Source organism: Rhodococcus sp. PvR099 (assembly GCF_017833315.1).
GTDB classification, from domain to species: domain Bacteria; phylum Actinomycetota; class Actinomycetes; order Mycobacteriales; family Mycobacteriaceae; genus Rhodococcus_G; species Rhodococcus_G oryzae.
Genome location: NZ_JAFIBV010000001.1, coordinates 2027412 through 2053236, shown reverse-complemented (window position 1 = coordinate 2053236; position 25825 = coordinate 2027412). Strand labels below are relative to the sequence as shown.

27 protein-coding genes and 2 pseudogenes are annotated in these 25825 nt (G+C 69.9%); 16 read left to right on the top strand and 13 right to left on the bottom strand.

Going from position 1 to position 25825, the window contains the following annotated elements; all coding sequences use genetic code 11:
- The first annotated feature begins 36 nt into the window (after positions 1–36).
- Entirely contained in the window at positions 37–1068 is a 1032-nt protein-coding gene (locus JOE46_RS09420) for a phosphotransferase family protein (protein ID WP_209927030.1), read from the top strand.
- Between the two features lie 319 nt (positions 1069–1387).
- Positions 1388–2005 (top strand): TetR/AcrR family transcriptional regulator, encoded by a 618-nt coding sequence (locus tag JOE46_RS09415; RefSeq protein ID WP_209927029.1) that lies wholly within the window; start codon positions 1388–1390, stop codon positions 2003–2005.
- Between the two features lie 29 nt (positions 2006–2034).
- Here the strand turns inward: JOE46_RS09415 and JOE46_RS09410 are convergent, their stop codons facing one another.
- Entirely contained in the window at positions 2035–2487 is a 453-nt protein-coding gene (locus tag JOE46_RS09410; RefSeq protein ID WP_097213741.1) for a thioesterase family protein, read from the bottom strand.
- 15 nt (positions 2488–2502) lie between these two features.
- On the bottom strand, positions 2503–2910 hold the full coding sequence (locus JOE46_RS09405; protein ID WP_209927028.1) for a YafY family protein: 408 nt from the start codon (positions 2908–2910) through the stop codon (positions 2503–2505).
- 83 nt (positions 2911–2993) lie between these two features.
- Between JOE46_RS09405 and JOE46_RS09400 the strand changes: the two genes are divergently transcribed.
- A complete protein-coding gene (locus JOE46_RS09400) occupies positions 2994–3680 on the top strand; it encodes an alpha/beta fold hydrolase (protein ID WP_209927027.1) in 687 nt (228 codons plus the stop codon).
- Here the strand turns inward: JOE46_RS09400 and JOE46_RS09395 are convergent.
- A complete protein-coding gene (locus JOE46_RS09395) occupies positions 3655–4905 on the bottom strand; it encodes a benzoate/H(+) symporter BenE family transporter (protein ID WP_209927026.1) in 1251 nt (416 codons plus the stop codon). The genes JOE46_RS09400 and JOE46_RS09395 overlap by 26 nt on opposite strands.
- 132 nt (positions 4906–5037) lie before the next feature.
- Positions 5038–5478, bottom strand: coding sequence for a VOC family protein (locus JOE46_RS09390; protein WP_097213737.1), 441 nt, complete (start codon positions 5476–5478; stop codon positions 5038–5040).
- A gap of 226 nt (positions 5479–5704) precedes the next feature.
- Here JOE46_RS09390 and nagB point away from each other — a divergent pair, with 226 nt between their 5' ends.
- The 5 genes and pseudogenes from nagB (at position 5705) to JOE46_RS26370 (ending at position 10948) form a co-directional block, all read left to right on the top strand.
- Positions 5705–6484 (top strand): glucosamine-6-phosphate deaminase, encoded by a 780-nt coding sequence (gene nagB, locus JOE46_RS09385; protein WP_209927024.1) that lies wholly within the window; start codon positions 5705–5707, stop codon positions 6482–6484.
- Positions 6485–6574: 90 nt separating this feature from the next.
- Positions 6575–7855 carry a serine hydrolase gene (locus tag JOE46_RS09380; RefSeq protein WP_209927023.1) on the top strand — a complete coding sequence of 427 codons (1281 nt, stop codon included), beginning with the start codon at positions 6575–6577 and terminating at the stop codon, positions 7853–7855.
- A gap of 102 nt (positions 7856–7957) precedes the next feature.
- Positions 7958–9529: a molybdopterin-dependent oxidoreductase gene (locus JOE46_RS09375; protein ID WP_209927022.1), complete on the top strand. Its 1572-nt coding sequence runs from the start codon at positions 7958–7960 to the stop codon at positions 9527–9529.
- Positions 9530–9607: 78 nt separating this feature from the next.
- Positions 9608–10099, top strand: a pseudogene (locus JOE46_RS26375) (O-acetyl-ADP-ribose deacetylase); the annotation flags it as partial.
- Complete coding sequence (locus JOE46_RS26370; protein WP_245221573.1) at positions 10085–10948, top strand: sulfurtransferase; 864 nt, start codon at positions 10085–10087, stop codon at positions 10946–10948. The pseudogene JOE46_RS26375 and the gene JOE46_RS26370, both read left to right, overlap by 15 nt.
- A 12-nt stretch (positions 10949–10960) precedes the next feature.
- Here the strand turns inward: JOE46_RS26370 and JOE46_RS09365 are convergent, their stop codons facing one another.
- From JOE46_RS09365 to JOE46_RS09350, 5 genes are all read right to left on the bottom strand, one after another.
- Positions 10961–11791: a shikimate 5-dehydrogenase gene (locus tag JOE46_RS09365; RefSeq protein WP_209927019.1), complete on the bottom strand. Its 831-nt coding sequence runs from the start codon at positions 11789–11791 to the stop codon at positions 10961–10963.
- 79 nt (positions 11792–11870) lie between these two features.
- Positions 11871–12062: a hypothetical protein gene (locus tag JOE46_RS26365; RefSeq protein ID WP_245220998.1), complete on the bottom strand. Its 192-nt coding sequence runs from the start codon at positions 12060–12062 to the stop codon at positions 11871–11873.
- 54 nt (positions 12063–12116) lie between these two features.
- On the bottom strand, positions 12117–12332 hold the full coding sequence (locus JOE46_RS26360) for a hypothetical protein (RefSeq protein WP_245220997.1): 216 nt from the start codon (positions 12330–12332) through the stop codon (positions 12117–12119).
- 104 nt (positions 12333–12436) lie between these two features.
- Positions 12437–13381: a triacylglycerol lipase gene (locus JOE46_RS09355; RefSeq protein WP_209927017.1), complete on the bottom strand. Its 945-nt coding sequence runs from the start codon at positions 13379–13381 to the stop codon at positions 12437–12439.
- A 105-nt stretch (positions 13382–13486) separates the two neighbouring features.
- Entirely contained in the window at positions 13487–13804 is a 318-nt protein-coding gene (locus JOE46_RS09350) for a hypothetical protein (RefSeq protein ID WP_097213730.1), read from the bottom strand.
- Between the two features lie 105 nt (positions 13805–13909).
- Between JOE46_RS09350 and JOE46_RS09345 the strand changes: the two genes are divergently transcribed.
- Complete coding sequence (locus JOE46_RS09345) at positions 13910–16759, top strand: DEAD/DEAH box helicase (RefSeq protein ID WP_209927016.1); 2850 nt, start codon at positions 13910–13912, stop codon at positions 16757–16759.
- Entirely contained in the window at positions 16756–17517 is a 762-nt protein-coding gene (locus JOE46_RS09340) for an SWIM zinc finger family protein (RefSeq protein WP_097213728.1), read from the top strand. Before JOE46_RS09345 ends, JOE46_RS09340 begins: the two co-directional genes overlap by 4 nt.
- 7 nt (positions 17518–17524) lie before the next feature.
- Here JOE46_RS09340 and JOE46_RS09335 read toward each other — a convergent pair whose 3' ends face one another.
- The 4 genes and pseudogenes from JOE46_RS09335 to JOE46_RS27100 form a co-directional block, all read right to left on the bottom strand.
- Positions 17525–18301, bottom strand: a complete 777-nt coding sequence (locus JOE46_RS09335; protein ID WP_097213727.1) for an SDR family NAD(P)-dependent oxidoreductase — start codon at positions 18299–18301, stop codon at positions 17525–17527.
- Between the two features lie 56 nt (positions 18302–18357).
- Positions 18358–18480, bottom strand: coding sequence for a hypothetical protein (locus JOE46_RS26730; RefSeq protein WP_280923544.1), 123 nt, complete (start codon positions 18478–18480; stop codon positions 18358–18360).
- Positions 18434–19582, bottom strand: a complete 1149-nt coding sequence (locus JOE46_RS09330; protein WP_354580695.1) for a sulfatase-like hydrolase/transferase — start codon at positions 19580–19582, stop codon at positions 18434–18436. The genes JOE46_RS26730 and JOE46_RS09330 overlap by 47 nt, the downstream gene beginning before the upstream one ends.
- Before the next feature lie 121 nt (positions 19583–19703).
- Positions 19704–19790: pseudogene (locus tag JOE46_RS27100) on the bottom strand (hypothetical protein); the annotation flags it as partial.
- A gap of 34 nt (positions 19791–19824) precedes the next feature.
- Here JOE46_RS27100 and JOE46_RS26355 point away from each other — a divergent pair.
- The 6 genes from JOE46_RS26355 (at position 19825) to JOE46_RS09305 (ending at position 25813) form a co-directional block, all read left to right on the top strand.
- A complete protein-coding gene (locus JOE46_RS26355) occupies positions 19825–19989 on the top strand; it encodes a hypothetical protein (protein ID WP_245222401.1) in 165 nt (54 codons plus the stop codon).
- Between the two features lie 348 nt (positions 19990–20337).
- Entirely contained in the window at positions 20338–21843 is a 1506-nt protein-coding gene (locus JOE46_RS09325; RefSeq protein ID WP_209927015.1) for a CoA-acylating methylmalonate-semialdehyde dehydrogenase, read from the top strand.
- 7 nt (positions 21844–21850) lie between these two features.
- Positions 21851–22999 carry an isobutyryl-CoA dehydrogenase gene (locus tag JOE46_RS09320; RefSeq protein WP_209927014.1) on the top strand — a complete coding sequence of 383 codons (1149 nt, stop codon included), beginning with the start codon at positions 21851–21853 and terminating at the stop codon, positions 22997–22999.
- Positions 22996–24129, top strand: coding sequence for an enoyl-CoA hydratase/isomerase family protein (locus JOE46_RS09315; RefSeq protein WP_257017756.1), 1134 nt, complete (start codon positions 22996–22998; stop codon positions 24127–24129). Before JOE46_RS09320 ends, JOE46_RS09315 begins: the two co-directional genes overlap by 4 nt.
- Complete coding sequence (gene mmsB / locus JOE46_RS09310) at positions 24126–25040, top strand: 3-hydroxyisobutyrate dehydrogenase (RefSeq protein WP_097213723.1); 915 nt, start codon at positions 24126–24128, stop codon at positions 25038–25040. Before JOE46_RS09315 ends, mmsB begins: the two co-directional genes overlap by 4 nt.
- Complete coding sequence (locus JOE46_RS09305) at positions 25037–25813, top strand: enoyl-CoA hydratase (protein WP_097213722.1); 777 nt, start codon at positions 25037–25039, stop codon at positions 25811–25813. The genes mmsB and JOE46_RS09305 overlap by 4 nt, the downstream gene beginning before the upstream one ends.
- The last annotated feature ends 12 nt before the right edge of the window (positions 25814–25825 follow it).

Genomic DNA, 25825 nt, shown 5'->3' with positions numbered 1-25825 from the left:
ACACCGCACCACAGTCCGTGACAGGAAGGGAACCCGATGAGCAACGCCGTAGGACTCGACGAAGAGGCGGTGTCGAACTGGATCGCCGACATGGGGGTCGGTGCCGTCGCGCCGCTCGAGTTCAAACGGATCGGCAACGGCCAGTCGAACCTGACCTATCTGGTGTCCGACTCGGGGGGTGGCCAGTGGGTGTTGCGCAGGCCGCCGCTGGGGCACCTGTTGGCGTCCGCGCACGACGTGGCCCGGGAGTACCGGATCCTGTCGGCCCTGCAGGGGACCGGGGTGCCGGTGCCGAAGGTGCTGGGCCTGACCGAGGACCCGGCGATCACCGACGCGCCGCTGATGCTGATGAACTACGTCGACGGTGTGGTGATCGACAGCATCGGGGTGGCCAAGCAGCTGACGCCGGAACGTCGACGGGCAACCGGGCTGTCGATGCCGAAGGCGTTGGCCAGCATTCACGCCGTCGACCTCGAACTGTCCGGCCTCGACGATCTCGCGAGCCACTCGCCCTACGCGGAGCGCCAGCTCCGGCGCTGGTCGGGGCAGTGGGAGAAGTCGAAGACCCGCGACATCCCGGCGATCGACGAGCTGGCGGCGCTGCTCACCCGGTCCATCCCCGCGCAGACCGAGCTGACCCTGGTGCACGGCGACTTCCACCTGAGCAACGTGATCACCGCCCGCGACGACGGCAGGGTGGTCGCCGTCGTGGACTGGGAACTGTGCACGCTCGGTGACCCGCTCGCGGATGTCGGTGCGCTGCTGGCATATTGGGCGCAGGCGGAGGACGAGGTTCCCGGTCCTTTCGCGGCGTCGACGCTGGAGGGCTTCCCGACCAGGGAAGAGCTGACGAAGGCCTACATGCAGGAGACCGGCAGGGATCCGGCCGCGCTCGGGTTCTGGCACGCACTGGCCCTGTGGAAGATCTCGATCATCGCCGAGGGGGTGCTCCGGCGGACGATGGAGGATCCACGGAACACGGCCGCAGTGGGAGCACCGTCGACGAAGTTGATCGACGACATCGTGGCCCAGGCGATGGAGATCGCGCGCAAGGCCGGCCTCCGGTAGCTAATCGTATGCAAATCGTGACCAAAAGAATCTTGTAAAAGAAACCATCAATCCGCTAGACGGATCCGGGATCGGCGTGCACACTTCTTTGTGAGCCGGAACACGGTGGCAAAAATCACACTGAAGGGAACAACATGGACAACATTCTGAGCCAGCTGATCTCGGTGCTCGGCGGCCTCACGGGCGGTCTCACGTCGGGCTCGTCGAAGCCCTCGACCACGACGTGAATACTCCGACCTGATCGAATGCCCCGCTTCCCGAGAGCGGGGCGTTCGGCGTTTCGGGGGCGTCGAGATCGGGGCGACTACGCTTCACCGCCATGGCCACCACTGACTCCGCGGAACGCTCGGGCAAGTTGTCGCGTGCGCGGATCCTCGAGATCGCCTTGGCGCACTTCGCGGTTCACGGCTATCGGGGCAGTTCCCTGGCGAAGATCGCGGCCGAGGCCGGGATCTCCCAGCCCGGACTGCTGCACCACTTCCCCACCAAGGCGGCGCTGCTGATGGCGGTGCTCGCCGACCGGGACGTGCAGGATCTGCACGCGACGGGCACGGATCCCGAGACCCTGTCCGAGATGGACTTCGCCGAGCTGATCGCCTTCCTCATCCGGATCGTGCGCCACAACGTCCAGAATCGTGACCTCGTTCAGCTCGCGCACCTCACGGCCGCCGAGGCGACGGGATCGGAACACCCCGCCCGCGAGTGGGTCATCGGCCGGCAGAAGTTCCTGCAATCGCTGGTCGAATCGTCACTCCGCCGCGGCATCGAGGCGGGCTCGGTGCGCCACGACGTCGACCCACGGATGACCACCTTTTTGCTGGTCGCCGCCGTGGAGGGGCTGGAAAACCAGTGGCTGGTCGACGACGAGGTCGACATGGTCGGCTCCTTCGTCCACTTTGCCGAACAGCTGCAACGAGCGGTGGCACCGACCGCCTGATCATCCGACCTGAGCAGGGAGTTCCCGGCTCAGGACGGCGGGGTCAATTGGCTCACCGCGTCGCGGATCTCCTCGGGAATCGCCACCGGTTTCCGGGTCTGCGCGTCGATGTAGACGTGCACGAAGCGTCCCGTGGCGGCGAGATCGAGCGCGCCGCGCTCGCCGACCCGGAAGATCGCGAGCGCGTAGACGATGCTGCGCGCGCCGAGCCGGGCCACCGACAGTCCGACCTGCAGCTGGTCCGGGAAGCTCAGCTCGCTGTGGTACCTGCACGAGGTCTCGGCGACGACGCCGATCGCGGGCAGGTCGCGGATGTCGACGCCGACCGCCGACATCAGCCAGCCGTTCACCGCGGTGTCGAAGTACGAGTAGTAGGTGACGTTGTTGACGTGGCCGTAGTGGTCGTTGTCCGCCCAGCGGGTGGGTACAGGCCACAGCACGGGGTAGTCGGCGGCGGTGGGCTCGGATTGGGCGGAGGTCATGGTGGCGACCTTAGATCAGGCGTGTCGGGACAGTTGCCTCGGTGGTGGCGTCGTATGGATCAGCGAATCGACGAGCTTGGTCATCGCCGAACCGGCGGCGTCGGTGGCGGTGGGCCCCAGCGCGACCAGCGAGACGATGAGGGCCGCGGCCTCACCGGGGGTGAGGGTGATCGGATCGACGTGCCGCCTGGCGTCGATCGCGTACCCGCCGCCTGGCCCGTTGCGGACCTCGATCGGGATGCCTGCCTCGCGCATCCGGGCGATGTCGCGCTCGACGGTTCGCGGGGTGACGCGCACGGTGTCGGCCAGCGCGCGTGCCGTCGTGAACTCCGGCGACCGGGCGCGTAGGCACTCGATCACCGCGTGCTGGCGTTCGATCCGCCGTAGCGTCAGGTGCGGGTCGGTGGACTTCGAGAAGGCCATGGCGACGAGGTTATAGAAGCCGACAGCTGCTTGTCGGGCTCTCTGTCTACTGTTGCGTTCACCCTCACATTCAAGGAGTGCGCATGAACACCGAACCGAAGTCGACACCGATCGTTTTCCTCAGCGGCGCAGGGCTTCCGGCCTGGATCTGGGACGAGGTGCGGGCCTCGTTGCCCGTCGACTCGGTCGTCGCGTCATACCCGAAGCGCGCGGACGCGACGCTGCGGGACTACGCGGAGGCGGTGCTGGCGCAGGCACCCGACGGTGAGTTCACCGTGGTGGCGCATTCGATCGGCGGCGTGGTGGCGACCGAGGTCGCGGCCCTCGCCCCCGAGCGCGTCGGCGGGCTGCTCGCCGTCGCGGCCTCGGTGCCGTCGGCGGGCCGCTCGTTCCTGGGCGCGCTGCCCGCGCCGCAGCGGTACATCGTCGGGCTGATCATGCGGCTCGCGGGCACCCGGCCGCCGGAGAAGGCGATCCGCTCGGGCCTGTGCGCCGGTCTCGGCGAGGATGACATCGCGCGCATCGTCGCGGACTTCGCGCCGGAATCGCAGCGCCTCTACCGGGATCGCGTCTCGGCGCGGACCCTGCCCACGCGCACCGGCTACCTCGTGGCGACGGCGGACAAGGAGTTCCCGGCGGCGCTGCAGGGCCGGTACGCCGACGAGCTCGGAACCCGGTGGCGGCGCGAGATGGCCACGGGGCACCTGCCGATGCTGCAGGACCCGGCGTCGCTCAGCCAGCTCCTCAAGGAGTTCGCGGCCGGGGCCTGACGCCGCGCACCACCAGCCGGAAGACCAGCCCGGCGACGAGCGCCCAGAAGGCCGACCCGATGCCGAGGATGCCGACGCCCGACGCGGCGATCAGGAAGGTGAGTACCGCCGCCTCCCGGTCGGATTCGTCGGCCACCGCCGCCGCCAGTGAGCCGCCAAGGGTCGCCAGCAGTGCCAGGCCCGCGACGGCCTCGACCACGCCCTGCGGTGCGGCGACGACCAGCGTCGCCAGCGCCGCCGAGCACAGCGCGAGCACCAGATAGGAGCAGCCCGCGGTGAAGGCGGCCACCCAGCGCCGCTTCGGGTCCGGGTGCGCGGAGGGCGCGGCGGCCAGGGCGGCGCTGATGGCGGCGAGGTTGATCGCGTGGCCGCCCGCGGGTGCGCCGATCACGGTGCCGATGCCGGTAACGGTCATCGCCGACTTCCACGGCACCCGGTACCCGAAGGACGACATCACCGCGGTGCCCGGGATGTTCTGCGAGGCCATCGTCACGATGTACAGCGGGACCGCGATGCCCACCAGCGCCTGCCACGTCCAGTGCGGGGCGGTGAGCTCGAGCGTCGGGGCGAGTGCGGAGGTGTCCAGGGAGCCGTTGCCGAAGGCGATGCTGATGGCGATCACCACGGCGGCCGCGGCGAAGGCCGCGGGCACGGCCCAGCGCCGGGAGAACCGCAGCAGGACCAGCCAGACGAGGACGACAGGGGCGACCGCGGCGGGGGAGTCGCGGAAGGCGGTGACCGGGGCGAGGCAGAGCGGGAGCAGCACCCCCGCGAGCATGGCCTGGGCGAGCGGGGTGGGGATCGCCGCGATCAGCCGACCGAGCCGGGGCCACAGGCCGGTGAGGGTGACCGCGAGGCCGACGACGATGAAGGCGCCCACCGCCGCGGGCCAGCCCCCGACGACCAGGCCCGTTCCGGCCAGCAGTGCGGCGCCGGGGGTGGACCAGGCCAGGGTGATCGGCATCCGGTAGTGCCGGGACAGCCAGAGCATGCCGATCGCCTGGGTGACGCACAGCGCCATCAGGCCGGACGCGGCCTCGGTCGGACTCGCGCCGACCGCGCGCAGGCCGGTGAGGACCACGGCGAAGGAACTGGTGAAGCCGACGAGGGCGGTGACAACGCCCGCGCTGATCGGGTGCGAGAGGCCCGGTTCGCGCGCGACCGCGGGCCCCGTCTGTTCGGCTCCCGTCGGATCGGGCTCGAGGGTTCGTGACACGACCGCCATCTTGCCGCAGCCGCGGTCGCGGTCGGTCGCGGCGCCCCCGCCGAGTGTGCAGCTGCTGTCGCGCTATCTGGGCGTTTGCCCCGGCAACCGCACACTCGGCGAGGCGGGCGGCTGGGTGCGGGCCTTCTTGCGTCAGCCGATCTGCTCGAACAGGGACACGATGATCCCTTCGGGCCCACGCACGTAGGCCATCCGCACGCTGTTCTCGTACTCGCCGATGCCGCCGATGAGCCCGTACCCGTCCGCAGCCACCGCGTCGACCGCCGCCTGGAGGTCGCCGACCTCGAAGGACACGTTGCGCAGCCCGACCTCGTTGGCCATCGCCGTCGGCGATCCGGGCACGTGGTCGGGCGTGACGAAGGTCGAGAGCTCCAGCCGGGACCCTCCGCCGGGCGGCCGCAGCATCGCGATCTGACAGTGCGCGCCGGGGATGCCGCAGACGGTCTCCACGAACTCGCCCTCCACGGATCCGGTGCCCTCCACCTCGAGGCCCAGTCCGACGAAGAACGCCGTTGCCGTGTCGAGGTCCGCGACGGTGATGCCGATGTGGTCGAAACGCTTTACGTGTGCCATGGGATCCATCCTCCGATTGTTGTGTGCCGATTCGATGCTGGGACGGAGCCGGGGCCGGGATCTCGACATGTTCTTGCCGCAAAGCTGTGGTCATCCAGGATTTCGAGTAGTCGTGCGGGACGACAGGTTGCGTCGAGCGCCAGTATCGTGTGTGTCGCTGGCCGTGCCGCCCGAGTGATCGAGCCGACCCACGGGCGGTGGCGGCCGCCGGTAGGGTGGAAACGACATGGAGATCGTGATCCGGTCCACGCCAGACGAAGTCGCCTCGACCGTCGCCGACATCGTCGAGCGCTCCGTGCGCCGAGGCCCGACGACGCTTGGCCTCGCGACCGGGTCGTCTCCGCTCGGCAGTTACCGCGAGCTGATCCGGCGGCACCACGACGACGGGTTGGACTTCTCGTCCGCCCGGGTGTTCCTGCTCGACGAGTACGTCGGGCTCCCGAAAAGCCATGAACAGTCCTATTTTTCCGTGATCAGATCCGAATTCGTCGATCGGGTGAATCTCGACCCCGACCGGGTGCACGGCCTCGACGGGCAGGCACCGGACCTGGCCGCGGAGGCCGCCCGCTACGACGCCGCCATCGCGGCTGCCGGTGGTATCGACGTGCAGCTGCTCGGGATCGGCACCGACGGACACATCGGCTTCAACGAGCCCGGGTCGTCGTTGACGTCACGGACGCGCATCAAGACGCTGACCGAGCAGACCCGACTCGACAACGCCCGCTTCTTCGGCAGCGTCGACGACGTCCCGCTCCACGTGCTGACCCAGGGCCTCGGCACCATCGGCGAAGCCAGACACCTGGTGATGGTCGCGGTCGGGGCGGGCAAGGCGGACGCCATCGCCGCGGCGGTGGAGGGCCCGCTCACTGCGATCTGCCCGGCGTCGGTGCTGCAACTGCACCGGCACGCGACCGTGGTCGTCGACGAGGCGGCAGCGGAGTGGTTCGCGTTGGCCGATTACTACCGGTACGCGCTGCGGCACAAGCCGGACTGGCAGCAGTTCTGAGACGACGGTCCTCCGGTCAAACGAGGGTGGGACCTGCCGGTACGGAGTAGGTTCTGCAGGCAACTGCACGTCTGACGACGGGACCCGGCGATGACAGCACAGGTCGTGACCAGGACACATCGGCGGCGGGGGTTGTTGGCGGCGGCGGCCGTCACCCTGCTCATAGCGGCGGGATGCGCAGACGATTCGACCTCGGAGCAGGCGGCCACCAGCACGCCAGCTGGTGCCGAACCGAGCGCGGAGATGGATTCCGCCGTCGCCCAGCGCCTGGACGACGCGATCAACTCGACCATGACCAAGACGTCCGTGCCAGGCGCGATAGTCGGCATCTGGGGGCCGGAGGGCGACTACGTCAGGGCCTTCGGCGTCGCCGACAAGTCCACCGACGTGCCGATGGAGACCGGCTTCTACACCCGGATCGGCAGCCTGACGAAGACGTTCACGGCCACCGCCATCCTGCAGCTGGTGGACGAGGGCAAGGTGGGACTCGACGACCCCATCTCGAAGTACATCGACGGCGTCCCCGCAGGCGATCAGATCACCATCCGGGAGTTGGCCCGCATGCAGAGCGGGCTGGCGAACTACTCGGCGAGCCCGGAGTTCCAGCAGGCGCTCTTCGCGGATCCCAAGGCGCCCTTCACCCCGCAGCAACTGCTGGACTATGCGTTCGCCCAACCCGCGACGTTCCCGCCCGGCCAGGGATTCCAGTACTGCAACACCAACTACGTGCTGCTGGGACGCGTGGTGGAGAAGGAAAGCGGGCTGGCGCTGCAGGACTACATCAACGAGCGGATCCTCCAGCCGTTGCGCATGGAGAAGACGAACTTCCCCACCACCAACGCGTTCCCGAGCCCGCACGCGCAGGGCTACACCGTGCAGACCGCCGACGGCAAGGAAGCCACGGCCACCGACTGGGACCCGTCCTGGGGCTGGGCGGCAGGCGCGATGATCTCGACCCTCGAGGATCTGCACATCTGGGGTCCGGTGCTCGCGACCGGCACCCTGCTCAAGCCGGAAACCCAGGCTCAGCGGCTCGAGACGGTGAATGCGCCGGGTTATCCCCCCGACGTCGGCTACGGCCTGGGGGTGTTCAACGCCGCGGGCTGGATCGGCCACAACGGCAGCCTGCCCGGATACCAGACCGTGACGGTCTACCTGCCGGAGCAGAAGACGACCCTCGTCATCATGACCAACACCGACATCGCCTACGAGGGCGGCGAGCCGAGCACCGAGTTGGCGACGGCGATCACCGAGATCATCTCCCCGGAACACGTCTATCGGCTGAGCGCGGCCGAGCCGAGTGCGGTGACGACGACTTCGGTGACGACGACTTCGGAGGCGACGACCCAGTTGACCGAGCCCACCCGTTGATCCGGGGGCGCTCGAACGCCCCATTTCGGTGACGGACCTATCCGCGCGACCCATCGGCTCCGAAGACCTTGCGAACTACCATGCAAGGGAGCGGAGGCGGGCATGCCGGAAACGAGTTCGACGTCAACGGAGGGGAGCCCCGTCGCCAGGAACGCGGCGCTGCGGCTGATCGCGCGGGCGGTGTCGGGTGTGATCGCCGCAGGCGTGGTGCTGGGCGTCGGCGAACTGCTGTCGGCGCTGACCGGCCCGGAATCGTCGCCCTTCTTCGCGGTCGGATCGACCACGGTCGACCGCAGCCCGGCCTGGGCCCGGGAGTTCGCCATCACGACCTTCGGTACCAACGACAAGCCCGCGCTGTTCATCGGGATGTCGGTCCTCGTCGCGGTGATCGCCGCGATCGCGGGCATCGTCGAACGGCCGTCGCGGCCGTACGGCAGCGCGATCCTCGCCGGGCTCGGACTGGTCGGGATGTATGCCGCCTACAACCGGCCCGGCGCGAGCGGGGCCGATGCCGTGCCGACGGTGGTCGGGGTGATCCTGGGCATCGTGGTGTTGCGGCTGCTCACGGCCCAACTCGACGAACCCTCGCGCGGCAGCGACGGGGGGATGGGACGGCGCCGGTTCCTGGTGATCGCGTCGGTGGCCGTCGCGGTGGCCGCCGCCGCGGGGGTCGCCGGGCGGCAGATGAACCAGCGGCTGAGCGGGGTGCTCGAGAGCAGGCGTCGGGTGAAAGTGCCCGTGGTCGCGGATCGGGCGGCGCCCATCCCGCCCGGGGTCGACCTGGAGATCCCCGGCGCGACCTCGTTCACCACCCCGAACCCGGTCTTCTACCGCATCGACACCGCGCTGCAGGTGCCCCGCCTGACGACCGAGGACTGGCGCCTGCGCATCCACGGCATGGTGGACCGCGAGGTCACGCTGGGCTGGGACGAGTTGCTGCGGCGGACGCCCATCGAGCGCCGGATCACGTTGACCTGCGTCTCGAACGAGGTGGGCGGCGAACTCGCGGGCAATGCCACCTGGGTCGGCTTCCCGATCGCGGAACTCCTCGACGAGGTCGGGGTGCAGCGCGACGCGGACATGCTGTTGTCGAAAAGCGTCGACGGCTTCACCGTCGGTACGCCCGTCGAGGTGCTGCGCGATGGCCGCGACGCGCTGCTGGCCATCGCGATGAACGGCGAGCCGCTGCCGCTCGAGCACGGGTTCCCGGTCCGCCAGGTGGTGCCGGGACTGTACGGCTTCGTCTCGGCCACCAAGTGGGTCGTCGACTGGGAGCTCACCAGATTCGATCGGGCACAGGCGTATTGGACCAAACGGGGATGGGGGGACAGGGCGCCGATCAAGACGGCCTCCCGGATCGACGTGCCCGCCGCGTTCGCGCCGGTGTCCGAGGGACAGGTGACGATCGCGGGCACCGCCTGGGCGCAGCACCGGGGCATCGAGAGGGTGGAGGTGCGGGTGGACGAGGGGCCGTGGCAGCCCGCGACCCTCGCGCCGCAGTACTCCATCGACACCTGGCGTCAGTGGTCCTGGCAGTGGGACGCGCCCGCGGGGGTGCACAACGTGCAGGTGCGTGCCACGGATCTTGACGGCAACGTCCAGACCGAGGAGCGCGCCGAGCCGATCCCCGACGGCGCCACCGGCTGGCACAGCCGCACCATCACCGTGCGCTGACGCCGAGTGTGCAGCTGCTGGCGCGCTTCCTGGGGTTTGCGGCGGCAACTGCACACTCGGCGGCGGTACGGTGTGGCCATGGTGGCTATCGAGGTGCTTCGCGGGGACATCACGAAGGTCGAGGCGGACGCGATCGTGAACGCGGCGAACTCCGGACTGCTCGGCGGCGGGGGAGTGGACGGGGCCATCCACCGGGCCGGCGGCCCGAGCATCCTCGAGGAATGTCGACGGCTGCGCGCGAGCACGCTGCCGGACGGGCTGTCCGCGGGCGACGCCGTCGCCACCACCGCGGGAGATCTGCCCGCGCGCTGGGTGATTCACACGGTGGGACCGGTGCACTCGGCAGACGAGGACCGGTCGGCAGTGCTGCGTTCGGCTTACACCCGCAGCCTCGAGGTGGCCGACGAGCTGGGCGCGCGGACGGTGGCCTTCCCGCTGATCTCGGCCGGCAGCTACGGCTGGCCGCACGCCGACGCCGTGCGCCAGGCAGTCGCCGCGGTGCGCAGCTCCGGCACCTCGGTGCGGACCGTCACCTTCGTCGCCTTCGGCGAGCCGATGGCCGAACTGCTGCGGCGCGAACTCGGGGTACTCGTCACCGCCGAGCAACTCGCAGCCCGGCTGGGCGCGCCCCGGCCGCCGGTACTGCTCGACGTCCGCTGGGCGCTCCGCGACCCGAACGGCTGGGAACACTTCCACGACGGGCACATTCCCGGCGCCTCGTTCGTGGACCTGGAAACCGAGCTGGCCGCGCCGCCCGCGCCGGAACACGGCAGGCACCCGCTACCCGAGATCGCCGACCTGCAGTCCGCGGCGAGGCGGTGGGGGATCGACACCGGCGACGCCGTCGTCGTCTACGACGCCACCGGGAACACCGCCGCCGCGCGCGCCTGGTGGCTGCTGCGCTGGGCCGGGGTGCCCGACGTCCGGATGCTCGACGGCGGGCTGTCCGGGTGGACGTCGGCGGGACTCGACCTGGAATCCGGTGCGGGCCAACCGGTGCGGGCCGGGGACGTGGAGCTCACCGCCGGTCACCTGCCGACGGTGACGGCGAGCGAGGCCGCCGAGCTCGCGGTGGACGGGGTGCTGCTCGACGCCCGCGCCGCCGAGCGATACCGCGGCGAGGTCGAGCCGGTGGATCCGCGTGCGGGTCACATCCCGGGGGCGCGCAGCGCCCCGACTGCCGAGAACCTCGACGGCGCCGGACGATTCGCGGACGCCGAGGCCCTGCGTCGACGCTTCGCCGGGCTGGGTGCCGACGGTTCGGCACCGGTTGCGGTGTACTGCGGGTCGGGGGTGACGGCCGCGCACGAGGTCGCCGCGCTGGCCATCGCCGGGATCGACGCGGCCCTGTACCCGGGCTCGTGGTCGCAGTGGTCCAGCGATCCGGATCGTCCCGTGGCGACCGGCCCGACCCCCTAGTGCCTCACCCGGTCAGGACCGCGAGTACTCCGAGGCCCGGCGGATCTGGTCCGGGCTCGGGCGCACCCCGGTGTAGAGCTCGAACTGGGCCGCGGCCTGCAGCGCGATCACCTCGGCGCCGGTGATGACGGTCTTGCCCAGCGCCGACGCGGCCCGCACGAGCGGGGTGTCGGGCGGCAACGCCACCACGTCGAACACCGCCTCGGCCCTGCGCACGGCGTCCTCGCCGAAGGGCAGGTCGTCGGCCCCTGGCCCGCCCGACATCCCGACCGGGGTGGCGTTCACCAGCAGCCCCGGCCGCAGCTCGCCCAGCTCTGGGCGCCAGTCGAAGCCGTACTGGTCGGCCAGCGCCCGCCCGGTGACCTCGTTGCGGGCGATGACCGTCACCTGGCCGAACCCGTTGTCGCGCAGCGCCGCCACCACGGCCTTGGCCATCCCGCCGCTGCCCGCGACCGCGGCGCTGAGCGTCGGGGGGACCCGGTGCTCGGCGAGCAGCGTCGCGACCGCCTCGTAGTCGGTGTTGTAGGCATGCAGCACACCGCCGGAATTGACGATGGTGTTCACCGAGGCGATGGCGGCGGCCGAATCGTGCATCACGTCGACGTGCTCGATGCACGCCTCCTTGTACGGCATCGAGACGCCGCAGCCGCGGATGCCGAGCGCCCGGATGCCCGCGACGGCGGCAGACAGGTCGGTGGTGGTGAACGCCTTGTAGACGAAGTCAAGGCCCAGTTCCTCATAGAGGTAGTTGTGGAACCGGGTGCCGATGTTCGACGGCCGCGCGGCGAGGGACATGCACAGGCGGGTGTCCTTGGTCAGGGCGTCTCGGATGGTTCGGCTCACCCGCTCGACGCTATCGCCGTCGGCCGTCGGTGGTCCACCTCGGCGGAAGGTCACGGCCGCCGATCGCAGGTTCGCCGACTCAATACACGTTGATCTGGGTGACGCTGGGGAGGTGCGGACGATCGGTTGTCAGGGTGACCTCGACGCGGCCGGACCCCGTCTCGAGGTGTGTCCACGGCTCCGCCGGGAAGTCGATCACCCCGCCACTGACCTCGGCGGACCACGATCCCGCAGCGCCGGTTCCCAGGTTGCGCCAGTGCAGCGTTGCCAATACCGAGCACAGCGCCCCTGGCGTGGTCGATATCCCGACGAACGTCGCGTTCAGTCAAACGTAGACCAGCCCGGGGAGACTGTCCGTGGCGACCGTGACGCCTCCGATTCGGCCGCCACAAGCAAGTCCGTCAGCGACGGTCGCGGTGTCCGGGATGTTCACCCACCTGTCCTGCTCCGGACCAGCCGCCGCAGGCGTGCAGGCACCGAACAACCCGGCGAGCACGAGGCCGCTGATCGCGATCGACCTGCCGAGCGTGGGAAGCGACATGGTGCTCCGATCGTCGTCGGACAGTGGTTCGACGGTACCTCGGCGGGTTGGCCTGGCATTTCCGTTTGTCGGGGACCGGGACACCGGTCACCGACGCCGGACGCTCAGCCGGTGAACGGCGGGACGAACATGCACGGCACCTCGCGCCGGTGCATGGGGTCGAGCGCGTTGAACACCATGTACGCCGCGCGCTTGGAGCCGGCGATGGCGGCGTGCTCGGAGTAGTCCTGCGCGCAGGTGTCCTGCACGACGATGTTGTTCACCGTGTAGCCGGGAGGGCCCTGCACCTGACCCTGCGGCAGCGCGATCGCCTCGTCGTACCGGGTGGAGATGTTGGTGTAGTTCACGCCCTTGACGTAGGGGGTGCCACCGGCGTTGATCTTCTTGATCAGTTCGGAATCGGCGGTCATCTCGCCGCAGCCCTGACACACGGGGACCGAGGTCTCGGGCACCCCCAACCGCTTGGCGTAGGCGGGCAACGCGTCGACGCCGAGGGTGGTCAGGCCCAGCCACGGCGGCGCGACCGAGACGTAGTTGGTGATCGTGCCCTCGCCGCCGAGGTGCTTGAGGTAGTACGTCGGGATCAGCGTGCCCTGCGAGTGGCCGACGACGTCCACCGTCGGGGCGCCGGTGGCGGAGCGCACCCGGTCGACGAAGGTCTTGAACTCACCGGCGCTGTTCTCGAGCGGGCCCATCCCGCCGATTGCCGAGATCGGCCAGGGTGCGCCGGGAATCGCCCCGTAGGTCAGGGCGAACACACAGAAGCCAGCGTTCTTGAGCATCGGGACATAGGCGCCCCAGTTGGTCTGCTGCCCGCCGCCCGTCCCGTGCACCAGCACCACCGGTCGCGGATGCTCCGCGGTCGGCTTGCATCCGAAGTCGTTCGCGCCGGGCAGCGAGCCGCCGGGGTTGGCCAGCTCGTTCGGGATGCCCGCGAAGAAGTTGTAGTTCTCCGGCAGCGGCTCGGCCTGGGCGGCCCCCGCCCCGAACGGCAAGATCAGCGCGGCCAGCGACAGGACGAAGGCCGCGGTGCGTGACGCTCGGAACATGTGCCCCCCATTGTTGTGTGGATCACTGTGATTGCGGATCACAGCAACCTAGCAATTGCTCGGTTGGTTGCATAGGGGGAAACCGGACGTTCTGGTACCGGCCACTCATGGCATCGGGAAGCGGGTGGCGGTGATCGACTCGAGGTTGCTGCCGTCGTGGCCGATCAACCAGGAGCCGCCCTGGCGCTCACAGTTCGCGAGGTCGTCGAAGACCCGCATCAGGAAGTAGACCGAGAGGTCGGGCGAGGGCGTCAGCGCCAGCTGGTGCGACTCGCCCGGCCGGGTCATGTCCAGCCACACCCCGGACTGCCCGTCCAGCCGAAGGCCGACGATGTGTGCGGCGTCGACGAACTGGTATCTGCGCTGCTGCCACGGCGTGCTGTGCGAGTAGCCCTGCTCGAGCACCTGAACCAGGATGGTCATCTGTCGCTCCCGACGCGATTCGCCCAATGGCCCATTATCCCGCTGGTCAGACGGATTAATCCAGCGTCGTCGCGGTTTGTCGTGGCCGCCTGATTGGATGGGCTGATGGTGCACGCGGTGTGGTCCCCGGGATCGGGGCTGATGCTGTGGCGCGACGGCGGTGCTCCCGAGCCGGTCGACGACGAGATCGAGCACCTGCCCGCCTCGTTGCGGCGGGCCATGGACCGCAAGTTCCGGCACCGGGTCACGGTGTCGCTGCCCAACGGCGACGGCACGCTCGGTGAGGTGACGGTACCCGCCCTCGCGCTGGCGCCGCCCGCGGCCGCCGCGCTGCTGCTCGACCTCCCCACCGGCCCGACTCCGGGTCTGCCCGGCGACCTCCGCTTCCTCGCGCACGTCGCCAGGGGAGTGCGGAGCTGGGTTCGGGCGGGCCGGGTCGTGCCCGAGCTCGAACGCGCGGACGGCCAGTGGTGGGCCCGGTGGCGGCTCGTCGGCGGCGATCGGCAGCGGGCCTGGATCTCGGAATTGGCGGCGGCGACGCCCGCCGTGCTCCGCGGATCGGGTGGCGCGCGAAAGGTGCTGGAGGATCTCGTCTTCGAGATCACCGACCCGATCGTGCGCGAGCTGCTCCGCGACCGCGACGGCGGCGAGCACCCGTTGCTCGCGGCGCTGGCCGCGGGCACCCCGTTCGCCGAGGGCACCCAGCGGATCGCCACCGATCTGCAGCAGTGGCGGCAGAGCCTCACCGTGGAGGAGCCGGACCTGGTCCTGCGGCTGCTCGAACCGGAGGACGACGACGAGCCCGCTCTCGAGGACGGTGCCTTGGTGCTCTGGCGGCTGCAGGTCTGCCTACGGCCCGAGGGCGAGGCGCCCAGCCCGGTGCCGGTGCACCTGGGCGACCCCAAGGCACTGACGGTCGGGGTGCGCAAGCTCGCCGAGGCGATGGCCGCCTACCCGATGCTGCGCGCGGTGCCGTCGGACCCGGACAGCCTCGACCTGCTGCTGCCGCTGGAGGTGGTGACCGACCTGGTCGCGCACGGCGCCCAGGTGCTCGCCGACGCGGGCGTCACGTTGATGCTGCCGCGCGCGTGGAGCGTGGTGGCCCCGTCGCTGCGGCTGCGGGTGACCAGCCCGCCGGTGGCGGCCGACAGCGAGGACAGCGCGGTCGGGATGAACCAGCTCGTCGCCTACAACTGGGAGCTCGCGCTCGGCGACATGGTGCTCACGCCCGCGGAGATGGCGCAGCTGACCCGGGCCAAGACCGACCTGGTCCGGCTGCGGGGACAGTGGGTGCAGGCCGACAAGACCGTTCTCGCGCGGGCCGCCAAGTACGTCATCCGGCAGTCAGGCGACGGCGGGCGCACCCTCGCCGACCTCCTGGGGCAGCTCACTGCGCCGGAATCGCCGCCGGTTCCGGTGGAGGAGATCACGGCCACCGGTTGGGTTGCGGGACTGCTCGATTCGGGAGCGCGGCCGACCAGTGTGCCGCAGCCGCCCGGGCTCGAGGCGCGGCTGCGGCCCTATCAGCGGCGCGGGCTGGACTGGCTGGTGTTCATGAGCGACCTCGGGCTCGGCGCGGTGCTCGCCGACGACATGGGCCTGGGCAAGACGGTACAACTGCTCGCGCTGCTCGCCCACGAACGGGCCGACGGGGCGCAGCGCCCGGGGCCGACCCTGCTGGTCTGCCCGATGTCCGTGGTCGGGAACTGGCAGCGCGAGGCCGCCCGGTTCACGCCGGGGCTGCGGGTGCTCGTGCACCACGGCACCGACCGTCTGCGCGGCGAGCAGCTGACCGCGGTGGTGGCCGAACACGACCTGGTGATCACCACGTACGCGCTGCTGGCAAGGGACACGGCCGCTCTCGGCGAGCAGAGCTGGCGCCGGATGGTGCTCGACGAGGCCCAGCACGTCAAGAACTCGGGCACGGCCCAGGCGCGGGCGGCGCGGGCGATCCCGGCGGCGCACCGGCTCGCGCTGACCGGCACCCCGGTCGAGAACCGGCTCGACGAGCTGCGCTCGATCCTGGACTTCGTGAACCCGAGGATGCTCGGCAGCGCCCAGCAGTTCCGGGCCCGGTTCGCCGTGCCCATCGAACGCGAGCACGACGAGGGCGCGTTGGCGCGGCTGCGGACCGTGACCTCGCCGTTCGTGCTGCGCCGGGTCAAGACCGACCCCGAGGTGATCTCCGATCTGCCGGAGAAGTTCGAGATGACCGTGCGCGCGAACCTCACCGCCGAGCAGGCCTCCCTCTATCGGGCCGTGCTCGACGACATGATGGAGCGGATCAGGGACACCGAGGGCGCGGCCCGCAAGGGCGCGGTGCTCGCGGCGCTGACCCGGCTCAAGCAGGTGTGCAATCACCCGGCGCACTTCCTCGGCGACGGCTCGCCGATGTTGCGTCGCGGCAGCCACCGGTCCGGCAAGCTCGGCCTCGTCGAGGACATCCTGGAGTCGGTGCTCGCCGACGGCGAGCGCGCGCTGCTGTTCACCCAGTTCCGCGAGTTCGGCTCGCTCGTGGCCCCGTACCTGGCGGAGCGGTTCGGCGCCGAGGTGCCTTTCCTGCACGGCGGGGTGTCGCGGGCCAAGCGTGACGCGATGGTGGAGGGATTCCAGGGCGGCGACGCCGCGCCCATAATGCTGCTCTCGCTCAAGGCCGGCGGTACGGGACTCAACCTCACTGCGGCCAATCACGTTGTGCACCTGGACCGCTGGTGGAACCCCGCGGTCGAGAACCAGGCCACCGACCGGGCCTTCCGTATCGGTCAGCGTCGCCACGTGCAGGTCCGCAAGCTGGTGTGCGTCGGCACCCTCGAGGAGCGGATCGACGCGATGCTGGCGAGCAAGTCGGAACTGGCGGACCTCGCCGTCGGCACCGGCGAGAACTGGATCACCGAGATGTCCACCGATGAGCTCCGCGAACTGATGATGCTCGGCGAGGAGGCGGTGGGCGAATGAACCGGCGGCGAACCGATTTCAGCCAGTTCGGCACCCAGCGCGCGGCGCGCGGCGGCCCCTTTGCGCAGTCCTGGTGGGGCCGCGCGCTGGTGTCCTCGATGGAGAAGATCGCCGACTCCGGCCGGATCGCACGTGGGCGCGGCTCCGCCCGCGCGGGACAGGTGATCAGCTATCGGATCGCGCCTGGAGCGGTGGTCGGTGAGGTCCAGGGCAGTCAGATCGACCCGTTCACCGCGACGTTCACCCTCCGCCCGCTGGATCCCGACACCGTCGACGTGCTGATCGACCGGGTGCGCTCGACGCCGGGCATGCTCGCCACCCTCGCCGCGGGGACGGTGCCGATCGAGCTCGGGGAGCTGTTGCTGCCCACCGAGTCCGGCGACCTGGACTTCGGCTGCACCTGCCCGGACCAGGGCTGGCCGTGCAAGCATGCGGCGGCCATCGTCTACCTCACCGCGCAGCGCCTCGACACCGAGCCGCTGGTCATCCTCACCCTCCGCGGGCTCGACCTCGACACCCTGATCCGCTCGTTCGACTCGGACGGGGCGGACGCCGAATCCGCGCCCGATCTCGACGACTACTTCGGGGACCGGATCGAGCTGCCGCCGCTGCCGCGGTTGGAATTCCGGCCCGCGCCGGACGATCTCACCCCGGAGCCGCTGCGCAAGGCGCTGCGGGCGGGCGGGGTGGAGGAGCCGGTGGTGGCCGACGCGCTGCGCGAGCTGACGGCCACCTACCGGATCCTGGGCGGGCAGTGACGCCCGACTACCGCTGCGAGGAGATGTTTCCGCCGTCGACGACCAGCTCGCTGGCCGTGATGTAGCTGGCCTCGTCGGACAGCATGAAGCGGACCACTCGGCCGACCTCTTCCGGGCGGCCGAGGCGGCCCATCAGGATGCGGCGCTCGAACGTGCCCTCCGGCAGCATGTCGACGGTCGGCTGAAGCATCGGGGTGAGGATCTGTCCGGGGGAGACGCAGTTGATGCGGATGCCGTCGGGCCCGAGCCGATCGGCGAGCGAGCGGACGACCGCGAGCATGCCGCCCTTGGCAGCGCTGTACACCGGGTTGATGGCGTTGCCGAGGTGCGCGTTGATCGAGGCGATGCCGACGATTGCCGAGCCCGGGTTCGCCTTGAAGTCCGGCAGCAGTTCCTTCGTCAGCAGCACCAGCGGACGCAGGTGGGTGTTGATGCCGAGGTCCCACACGTCCACGGTGACGCCCTCGAGCGAACCGGTGTCGACGACGCCCGCGGCGTGCACCAGTCCGCCGATGTTCGGCAGCGCGGCGCGGGTGGTGGCCAGCGCGTCGGCATACAGGTCGGGGTTGCTCAGGTCGACCGCGACACCGATCGCATCGACGCCGAACTCGGCGGCGATGGCCTCGGCCTCTGACTTGGCCTTCGCCTCGTTGAGGTCCCAGAGGGCGACCGGACGGCCGGCCTCGGCGAGGGAGCGGGCGGACGCGAGGCCGATGCCCGATGCGCCGCCGGTCACGATGACGGCGGTCGTAAGGGTCGCGGGGGTGTTGGTGGCTTCAGACATGTACCCAGCGTCGACCCGCCCGGGGGCGCCCACAACCCCCTCGTCCCGCTCAGCGGCTACAGGCCGCGGGCCGGGGTGGTGCCCGTCCGCGCCATCGCGGCGAACAGCTCGGTGTGCATGGCAGCGGCCTGCTCAGGGGCGTAGTAGCCGACGTTGAGCGGGTTGGCGCGGTTGTGCATCTCGAGGGGGTCCTCGACCAGGCCGTACAGCTCGTACTGCGGCGAGGCGACGCCCGCGGGGTCGAAGTACGCGGAGTACTTCCATCGTGTCCCTGACACAGCGGATGTGGTTGGGCTGGGTGACGATGAACTGGCCGTCGGGGGTCGCGCAGTTCTGGTCGTCGTAGGTGAACAGGATGCTGTCCTGCACCGCCGCGGTGGGGTTGTCCGGGTGCGCGGCGGCGTCCGCGACCACCGGCATCAGATCGGTGCCGAGGAACCGCCACGGGGCCGGGTCCGCGCCCGCGAGGGTGGCCAGGGTGGGCACCACGTCGATGAGCGATGCCATGGCGTCGGTCTGCACGGGCCTCGGGAACATCACCGGGTTGCTGATGACGAGGGGCACCCGGAGCGTCTCCTCGTACGCGTTGAAGATCTTCTGGCGCAGGCCCCCGTGCGAGAGCCCCATCTCGCCGTGGTCGGACATCCGGACGATCACGGTCCGGTCGATCAGCCCCGGCTCGGCCTCGAGCGCGTCGAGGACGGCGCCGATGTGGTCGTCGACCACCTTGTGCATGTAGGCGTAGAAGTTCACGTAGTTCTGTGCCGCCTGGGGGCCGATCAGCGGACCGAGCCCGGCCGCGAGCAGCAGTTGCGACTGGATCTGGGCGGTCGGCTTGTGACCCCGGGCGAGCATCTCGTCGACGCTGGGCGGCAGCGTGATGCCCTGGTTGAACGCCTGCGTCGCCTCGGTCCCGTAGTTGTTGCAGGTGCCGTTCAGCGCGTCCCACGTCTGCGGGTAGGCGAGGACGTCGTGCGGGTTGATGAACGAGACGATCAGCGCGAACGGCCCGTCCCCGTCGGCGCCCTGGCCGCCGATGAACTCGACCGCCTCGTTCGCGATGCGTTGGTCGATGTCGGCGCAGCCGCCGCCGAAGTGATCCGGGTTGGTGTCCTGCCCGCCCTCGGGCGGGACCCAGCCCTGGAACCCGTAGGCCGCGATGTCGGCGCTGCTCGGGTCGCCGCCCGCGGCGCCCTTGCTCATGTGCCACTTGCCGCGGTAGTGGACGGTGTAGCCGGCCGACTCCAGCACCCTGGCCATGTTCTGCTCGCCGACCTGCAACTGAGGTTCGTTGGGCGAGACCGTCCCGCCCTCGGTCAGGGTCGCGGTGACACCGTGCTGGGCCCGGGTAGAGGCCGGTGAAGAACGTGCTGCGACTGGGGGAGCACATCGCGGTGTTGCAGAAGGACCGGGTGAAGGAGAGCCCGTGGTCCGCGAGGCGCTTGCGGTTGGGCAGGTTCACGTCCGCCCACCCGGCGGGCCAGTGCATCGGGTGCCGTTCCTGATCGGTGATGATCACGACGATGTTGGGGCGATGGACGGGTACGCCGGACCCTTGGGCCGCGCTCGCCCTCGGACCGGTCGAGCCGATCCCGGCTACGCCCGCCGCGACAAGGGCGCCCGCGGCGCCGAGGAAGGTGCGGCGGGTCGTCGCCGTGGAGAATCCGGCGGACCCGTCCGAGCACTGAGGTGATTCGTTCGCGCGCCGGGTCGATTCGGTCTGGGGCTCCATCGGGCGATCTCCATCCTGAGACGAGAGAGTGCAGCTGACAGGTTTCATGCCCGTTCGCGCGCGCCCGGTGGCGGTCCGGCCGGCACCTTGTGACCGTGATTGTTCTCCGTCGGCGGTGTTCGCACCCCCGGTTTCGGATGATCTTGTTCGACGGGACCGGGATTCTCGCCTGGTCGGCGCCACCTCTAGACATACATGGACATCCAACTATAGGATGGCAACATATCCGGAACTCCGCACCGCGCCCGTGGGTTGCCATGGGGTCGGCGCGGGCATTCGCCCTAGCGAGAACAGGTCCAAGAAAATGGTTCAGGAACTCACCCACTTCGTCGGTGGCAAGCGCGTCCCCGGCACCTCCGACAAGTTCGGCGACGTCTACGACCCCAACACCGGCGAGGTGCAGTCGCGCGTGCCGCTCGCCGACAAGGCCGAGACCGAGGCGATCATCGCCAATGCGGTTGACGCTCAGCGTGAGTGGGCCGCCTTCAACCCGCAGAAGCGTGCCCGCGTCCTGATGAAGTTCCTCCAGCTCGTGCAGCTGGAGATGGACTCGCTCGCGCGACTGCTGTCCTCGGAGCACGGCAAGACCATTCCCGACGCCAAGGGCGACATCCAGCGCGGCCTCGAGGTCATCGAGTTCTCGCTCGGCGCGCCGCACTTGCTCAAGGGTGAGTACACCGAGTCCGCGGGCACCGGCATCGACGTGTACTCGATGCGGCAGCCGCTCGGCGTCGTCGCAGGCATCACCCCGTTCAACTTCCCGGCGATGATCCCGCTGTGGAAGGCGGGACCGGCGCTTGCCGCGGGCAACGCGTTCATCCTCAAGCCCTCCGAGCGCGACCCCTCGGTGCCGCTGCGCATCGCCGAGCTGTTCGTCGAGGCAGGCCTGCCCGCAGGCGTGTTCAACGTGGTCAACGGCGACAAGGAGGTCGTCGACGTGCTGCTCACCGACGACCGGGTCAAGGCGGTCGGCTTCGTCGGCTCGACCCCGATCGCGCAGTACATCTACGAGACCGCGGCCGCCAACGGCAAGCGCGCGCAGTGCTTCGGCGGGGCCAAGAACCACGCCATCGTGATGCCCGACGCCGACCTCGACGAGGTCGCCGACGCCCTGATCGGTGCCGGCTACGGCTCCGCGGGCGAGCGTTGCATGGCCATCTCGGTCGCCGTTCCCGTCGGCGAGGAGACGGCAGACGCGCTCGTCGCGAAGCTGAAGGAGCGCGTCGCCAAGCTGAAGATCGGCCGCAGCGACGACGAATCCGCCGACTTCGGTCCCCTCGTCAGCAAGGACGCCCTCGACCGCGTCAACAACTACGTGCAGATCGGCATCGACGAGGGCGCAACGCCGGTCGTCGACGGCCGCGGCTTCACCCTCGAGGGCCACGAGGGCGGATTCTTCGCAGGCGCCACTCTCTTCGACAATGTCACCGCGGACATGCGAATCTACAAGGAAGAGATCTTCGGACCCGTCCTCCAGGTGGTTCGCGCAGCCGATTACGAGGAGGCTCTGCGCCTGCCCACCGAGCACGAGTACGGCAACGGTGTCTCCATCTTCACCCGTGACGGCGATACCGCGCGTGACTTCACCGCTCGCGTCAACGTCGGCATGGTCGGCGTCAACGTCCCGATCCCCGTGCCGATCGCGTACCACACCTTCGGCGGCTGGAAGCGGTCCGGCTTCGGCGACCTCAACCAGCACGGCCCGGACTCCTTCCGCTTCTACACCAAGACCAAGACGGTCACGCAGCGGTGGCCTTCGGGAACCAAGGAGCACGCGACCAACCACTTCGTCATCCCGACGATGGATTAGGAACACCATGTTCACCCTGACCGATGACGAGCGGGCGATCAGCGACACCGCTCGGGACTTCGCCTCGGAGTACTTGGCCCCCAACGCGATCGAGTGGGATCAGACCAAGCACTTCCCAGTGGACGTGCTGCGCAAGGCCGGCTCGCTCGGCATGGGCGGGATCTACATCAGCGAGGACGTCGGCGGGTCGGGGCTCACCCGGCTCGACGCCGTCCGGATCTTCGAGCAGCTCGCCAAAGGCTGCCCGTCCATCGCCGCCTATGTGTCCATCCACAACATGGTCACCTGGATGATCGACTCCTTCGGGACCGACGAGCAGCGGCACCAGTGGGTGCCTGCACTGGCCTCGATGGAGCACCTCGGCAGCTACTGCCTGACCGAGCCGGGTGCCGGCTCCGACGCAGCGGCCCTGAGCACCAAGGCCGTGCGGGACGGCGACGACTACCTGCTCACCGGGGTCAAGCAGTTCATCTCCGGCGCGGGCACCTCCGACGTGTACGTGGTGATGGCCAGGACCGGATCCGCGGGCGCCAAGGGCATCTCGGCGTTCATCGTCCCGAAGGGCGCCGAGGGCCTGTCCTTCGGAGCCAACGAGAAGAAGATGGGCTGGAACGCGCAGCCGACCCGTCAGGTGATCCTCGACGAGGTGCGGGTGCCCGCCGCCAACCTGCTCGGTCAGGAGGGCGACGGCTTCCGCATCGCGATGTCCGGACTCAACGGCGGCAGGCTGAACATCGCGGCGTGCTCGGTCGGCGGCGCCCAGGCCGCGCTGCAGAAGGCGGTCAACCACCTGGCCGAGCGCAAGGCGTTCGGCTCGCCGCTGCTCGACTCGCAGGCGCTGCAGTTCCAGCTCGCGGACATGCGCACCGAACTCGAGGCCGCTCGCACCCTGCTGTGGCGGGCCGCGGCCGCGCTCGACGAGGACGCGAACGACAAGGTCGAACTCTGCGCGATGGCAAAGCGATTCGCCACCGACACCGGATTCGACGTAGCCAACAAGGCACTACAGATGCACGGCGGGTACGGCTACCTGTCCGAGTACGGATTGGAGAAGATCGTGCGTGATCTGCGGGTCCACCAGATCCTCGAGGGCGCCAACGAGATCATGCGGGTGGTCATCGCCCGCGCTGTCGTCGGAACGGCGGGGGCGGCGTGAGCGCGGGCGCGGCGGAGGTGACCGAGGCGGAGGTGATCGTCGACAAGCGCGACGGCCTCGGCCTGCTCACCCTGAACCGGCCCAAGGCGATCAACGCTCTCAACCACTCGATGGTGCACCAGCTCGCGGCGGCGCTGGAGGATTGGGCCACCGACGACGAGGTGCGCGCGGTGGTGCTCACCGGTGCGGGGGAGCGCGGGCTCTGCGCGGGCGGCGACATCGTCTCGATCTACCACGACGCCCAGGACGGCGGCGACGGCTCGCGCGAGTTCTGGCGCGACGAGTACGTGCTCAACGCCGCGATCGCGGGCTACCCCAAGCCGTACGTCGCGATCATGGACGGCATCGTGATGGGCGGCGGCGTCGGGGTGTCTGCGCACGGCAGCGTCCGGATCGTCACCGAGCGCTCGATGATCGGGATGCCCGAGGCCGGAATCGGATTCGTGCTCGACGTCGGCGGCACCTACCTGCTCTCGCGCGCCCCTGGTGAGCTCGGTACCCATATCGCGCTGACCACCGCACGGCTGACCGCGGGCGATGCCATCGCCTGCGGGCTGGCCGACCACTTCATCCCGTCCGGCCGCGTGCCCGCCTTCCTGGCTGCGCTCGCTGCCGGACCCCTCGAGCGCGCGCTCGAGGAGTTCACCGAGCCCGCACCCGAATCCGCGCTGCTGGCGCAGAAGGGGTGGATCGGCGACGCCTACTCGGCGGACACCGTCGAGGAGATCGTCTCGCGGTTGCGGGACAGCGGGATACCGACGGCCGCGGACGCCGCCGAGCAGGTCCTCGCCAAGTCGCCGACCGCGGCGAAGGTGACGCTGCGCTCGCTGCGCCGCTCCCGCGACCTCGGCAGCCTCGAGGAGGTGCTGAACCAGGAGTACCGGGTGTCCTCGGCCTGCCTGGATTCCCACGACCTCGTCGAGGGCATCCGCGCGCAGGTGGTGGAGAAGGACCGCAATCCCGCCTGGTCGCCCGCCACTCTGGAGGAGGTCACGGACGAGCAGGTGGATCGCTTCTTCGCGGATCTGGGGGCGTTCGAGCTCGGCCTCGTCCCCGGCGGAAACACCCACAGCTCCATCACTCTCGGCAACACCCAGGAACTCAGCAGCGTTGGGGAAGGAAAGTCATGAGCGCCGCAGGCAATCTCCGGATCGGCTTCATCGGTCTCGGTCACATGGGCGGCCCGATGGCCGCGAACCTGGCCAAGGCCGGATACCAGGTCAACGGCTTCGACCTGGTGCCCGCGGCACTGGAACAGGCCACCCGCGACGGCATCACGGTCGTCGCCTCGGCCGCCGACGCCGCCACCGGGTCGGACATCGTGATCACCATGCTGCCCAGCGGCAAGCACGTGCTCGGGCTGTACGAGGGCGGACTGCTCGAAGCCGCGGCCCCCGGCACGCTGTTCATCGACTGCTCGACCATCGACGTCGCGGACGCCCGCCAGGCACACGACCTCGCGGTCAAGGCCGGGCACCGCGGCATGGACGCCCCGGTCTCCGGTGGTGTGGCGGGCGCGACCGCGGGAACCCTGGCCTTCATGGTCGGCGCGGACGAGGCGGACTTCGAGTCGGCGCGGCCGCTGCTCGAGGTGATGGGCGCCAAGGTCGTGCACTGCGGCGCATCCGGGGTCGGCCAGGCCGCGAAGATCTGCAACAACATGATCCTCGGCGTGTCCATGATCGCGATCAGCGAGGCGTTCGTGCTCGGCGAGAAGCTGGGCCTGAGCAACCAGGCACTGTTCGACGTGGCGTCCAACGCCTCGGGTCAGTGCTGGGCCCTGACCAGCTACTGCCCGGTGCCGGGCCCGGTGCCGACCAGCCCGGCGAACAACGATTACCAGCCCGGTTTCGCGGCCGCCCTGATGGACAAGGACCTCGGCCTTGCCGCGAACGCCCTGCGCGGCAACGGCGTTCCCGGCGAGCTCGGCCTTCGGGCCGCGGAGATCTACTCGCGGTTCCACGAGGAGACCGGCGGCACGCTGGACTTCTCCGCCATCGTCAACGACATCCGCCGACGTGCGAACGAGGAGAACGCGTGAGTGACTTCGAGACCATCCTGCTCGAGCGCAAGGGCAGGGTCGGCGTCATCACGCTGAACCGGCCGAAGGCGCTCAATGCGCTCAACGCCCAGCTGATGGGCGAGGTCGTGGCCGCGGTCGTCGACCTCGAGCGCGATCCGGAGATCGGCGCGATCCTCATCACCGGGTCCGAGCGGGCCTTCGCCGCGGGCGCCGACATCAAGGAGATGGCGCCGAAGTCGTACATGGACATGTACCTCGACGACTGGTTCGCGGCGTGGGATCGCCTCGCCTCGGCCCGCAAGCCCACCATCGCCGCGGTCGCAGGCTATGCGCTTGGCGGCGGCTGCGAGCTGGCCATGCTCTGCGACATCATCCTCGCCGCGGACAACGCCAAGTTCGGCCAGCCGGAGATCAAGCTCGGGGTGATCCCGGGAATTGGTGGCTCGCAACGGTTGACCCGCGCCGTCGGCAAGGCGAAGGCGATGGACCTGTGCCTGACCGGACGCAACATGGACGCGGAGGAGGCCGAGCGCGCGGGCCTGGTCTCGCGGATCGTGCCCGCGGCTGACCTGCTGACCGAGGCCATGGCGACGGCGACGACGATCGCCGAGATGTCGCTGCCCATCGCGATGATGGCCAAGGAGAGCGTGAACCGGTCCTTCGAGTCCACCCTCGCCGAAGGGGTCCGCTTCGAGCGCAGGGTGTTCCACTCGACGTTCGCGACCGCGGACCAGAAGGAAGGCATGGCGGCTTTCGTGGACAAGCGGGCGCCGAAGTTCACCAACAGCTAGCCGGTGAAGCCG

Bases quoted from the DNA above. Each gene is read 5' to 3' on its own strand.
- JOE46_RS09395 (WP_209927026.1), bottom strand. From the start codon at position 4,905: ATGGCGGTCGTGTCACGAACCCTCGAGCCCGATCCGACGGGAGCCGAA.
- nagB (WP_209927024.1), top strand. From the start codon at position 5,705: ATGGAGATCGTGATCCGGTCCACGCCAGACGAAGTCGCCTCGACCGTC.
- JOE46_RS09340 (WP_097213728.1), top strand. From the start codon at position 16,756: ATGAACCGGCGGCGAACCGATTTCAGCCAGTTCGGCACCCAGCGCGCG.
- JOE46_RS09345 (WP_209927016.1), top strand. From the start codon at position 13,910: ATGGTGCACGCGGTGTGGTCCCCGGGATCGGGGCTGATGCTGTGGCGC.
- JOE46_RS09380 (WP_209927023.1), top strand. From the start codon at position 6,575: ATGACAGCACAGGTCGTGACCAGGACACATCGGCGGCGGGGGTTGTTG.
- JOE46_RS09405 (WP_209927028.1), bottom strand. From the start codon at position 2,910: ATGGCCTTCTCGAAGTCCACCGACCCGCACCTGACGCTACGGCGGATC.
- JOE46_RS26370 (WP_245221573.1), top strand. From the start codon at position 10,085: ATGGCCGAACTGCTGCGGCGCGAACTCGGGGTACTCGTCACCGCCGAG.
- JOE46_RS09355 (WP_209927017.1), bottom strand. From the start codon at position 13,381: ATGTTCCGAGCGTCACGCACCGCGGCCTTCGTCCTGTCGCTGGCCGCG.
- JOE46_RS09420 (WP_209927030.1), top strand. From the start codon at position 37: ATGAGCAACGCCGTAGGACTCGACGAAGAGGCGGTGTCGAACTGGATC.
- JOE46_RS09320 (WP_209927014.1), top strand. From the start codon at position 21,851: ATGTTCACCCTGACCGATGACGAGCGGGCGATCAGCGACACCGCTCGG.
- JOE46_RS09390 (WP_097213737.1), bottom strand. From the start codon at position 5,478: ATGGCACACGTAAAGCGTTTCGACCACATCGGCATCACCGTCGCGGAC.
- mmsB (WP_097213723.1), top strand. From the start codon at position 24,126: ATGAGCGCCGCAGGCAATCTCCGGATCGGCTTCATCGGTCTCGGTCAC.
- JOE46_RS09335 (WP_097213727.1), bottom strand. From the start codon at position 18,301: ATGTCTGAAGCCACCAACACCCCCGCGACCCTTACGACCGCCGTCATC.
- JOE46_RS26360 (WP_245220997.1), bottom strand. From the start codon at position 12,332: ATGTCGCTTCCCACGCTCGGCAGGTCGATCGCGATCAGCGGCCTCGTG.
- JOE46_RS26355 (WP_245222401.1), top strand. From the start codon at position 19,825: ATGTTGGGGCGATGGACGGGTACGCCGGACCCTTGGGCCGCGCTCGCC.
- JOE46_RS09375 (WP_209927022.1), top strand. From the start codon at position 7,958: ATGCCGGAAACGAGTTCGACGTCAACGGAGGGGAGCCCCGTCGCCAGG.
- JOE46_RS09400 (WP_209927027.1), top strand. From the start codon at position 2,994: ATGAACACCGAACCGAAGTCGACACCGATCGTTTTCCTCAGCGGCGCA.
- JOE46_RS09410 (WP_097213741.1), bottom strand. From the start codon at position 2,487: ATGACCTCCGCCCAATCCGAGCCCACCGCCGCCGACTACCCCGTGCTG.
- JOE46_RS26730 (WP_280923544.1), bottom strand. From the start codon at position 18,480: ATGCACAACCGCGCCAACCCGCTCAACGTCGGCTACTACGCCCCTGAG.
- JOE46_RS09325 (WP_209927015.1), top strand. From the start codon at position 20,338: ATGGTTCAGGAACTCACCCACTTCGTCGGTGGCAAGCGCGTCCCCGGC.
- JOE46_RS09415 (WP_209927029.1), top strand. From the start codon at position 1,388: ATGGCCACCACTGACTCCGCGGAACGCTCGGGCAAGTTGTCGCGTGCG.
- JOE46_RS09350 (WP_097213730.1), bottom strand. From the start codon at position 13,804: ATGACCATCCTGGTTCAGGTGCTCGAGCAGGGCTACTCGCACAGCACG.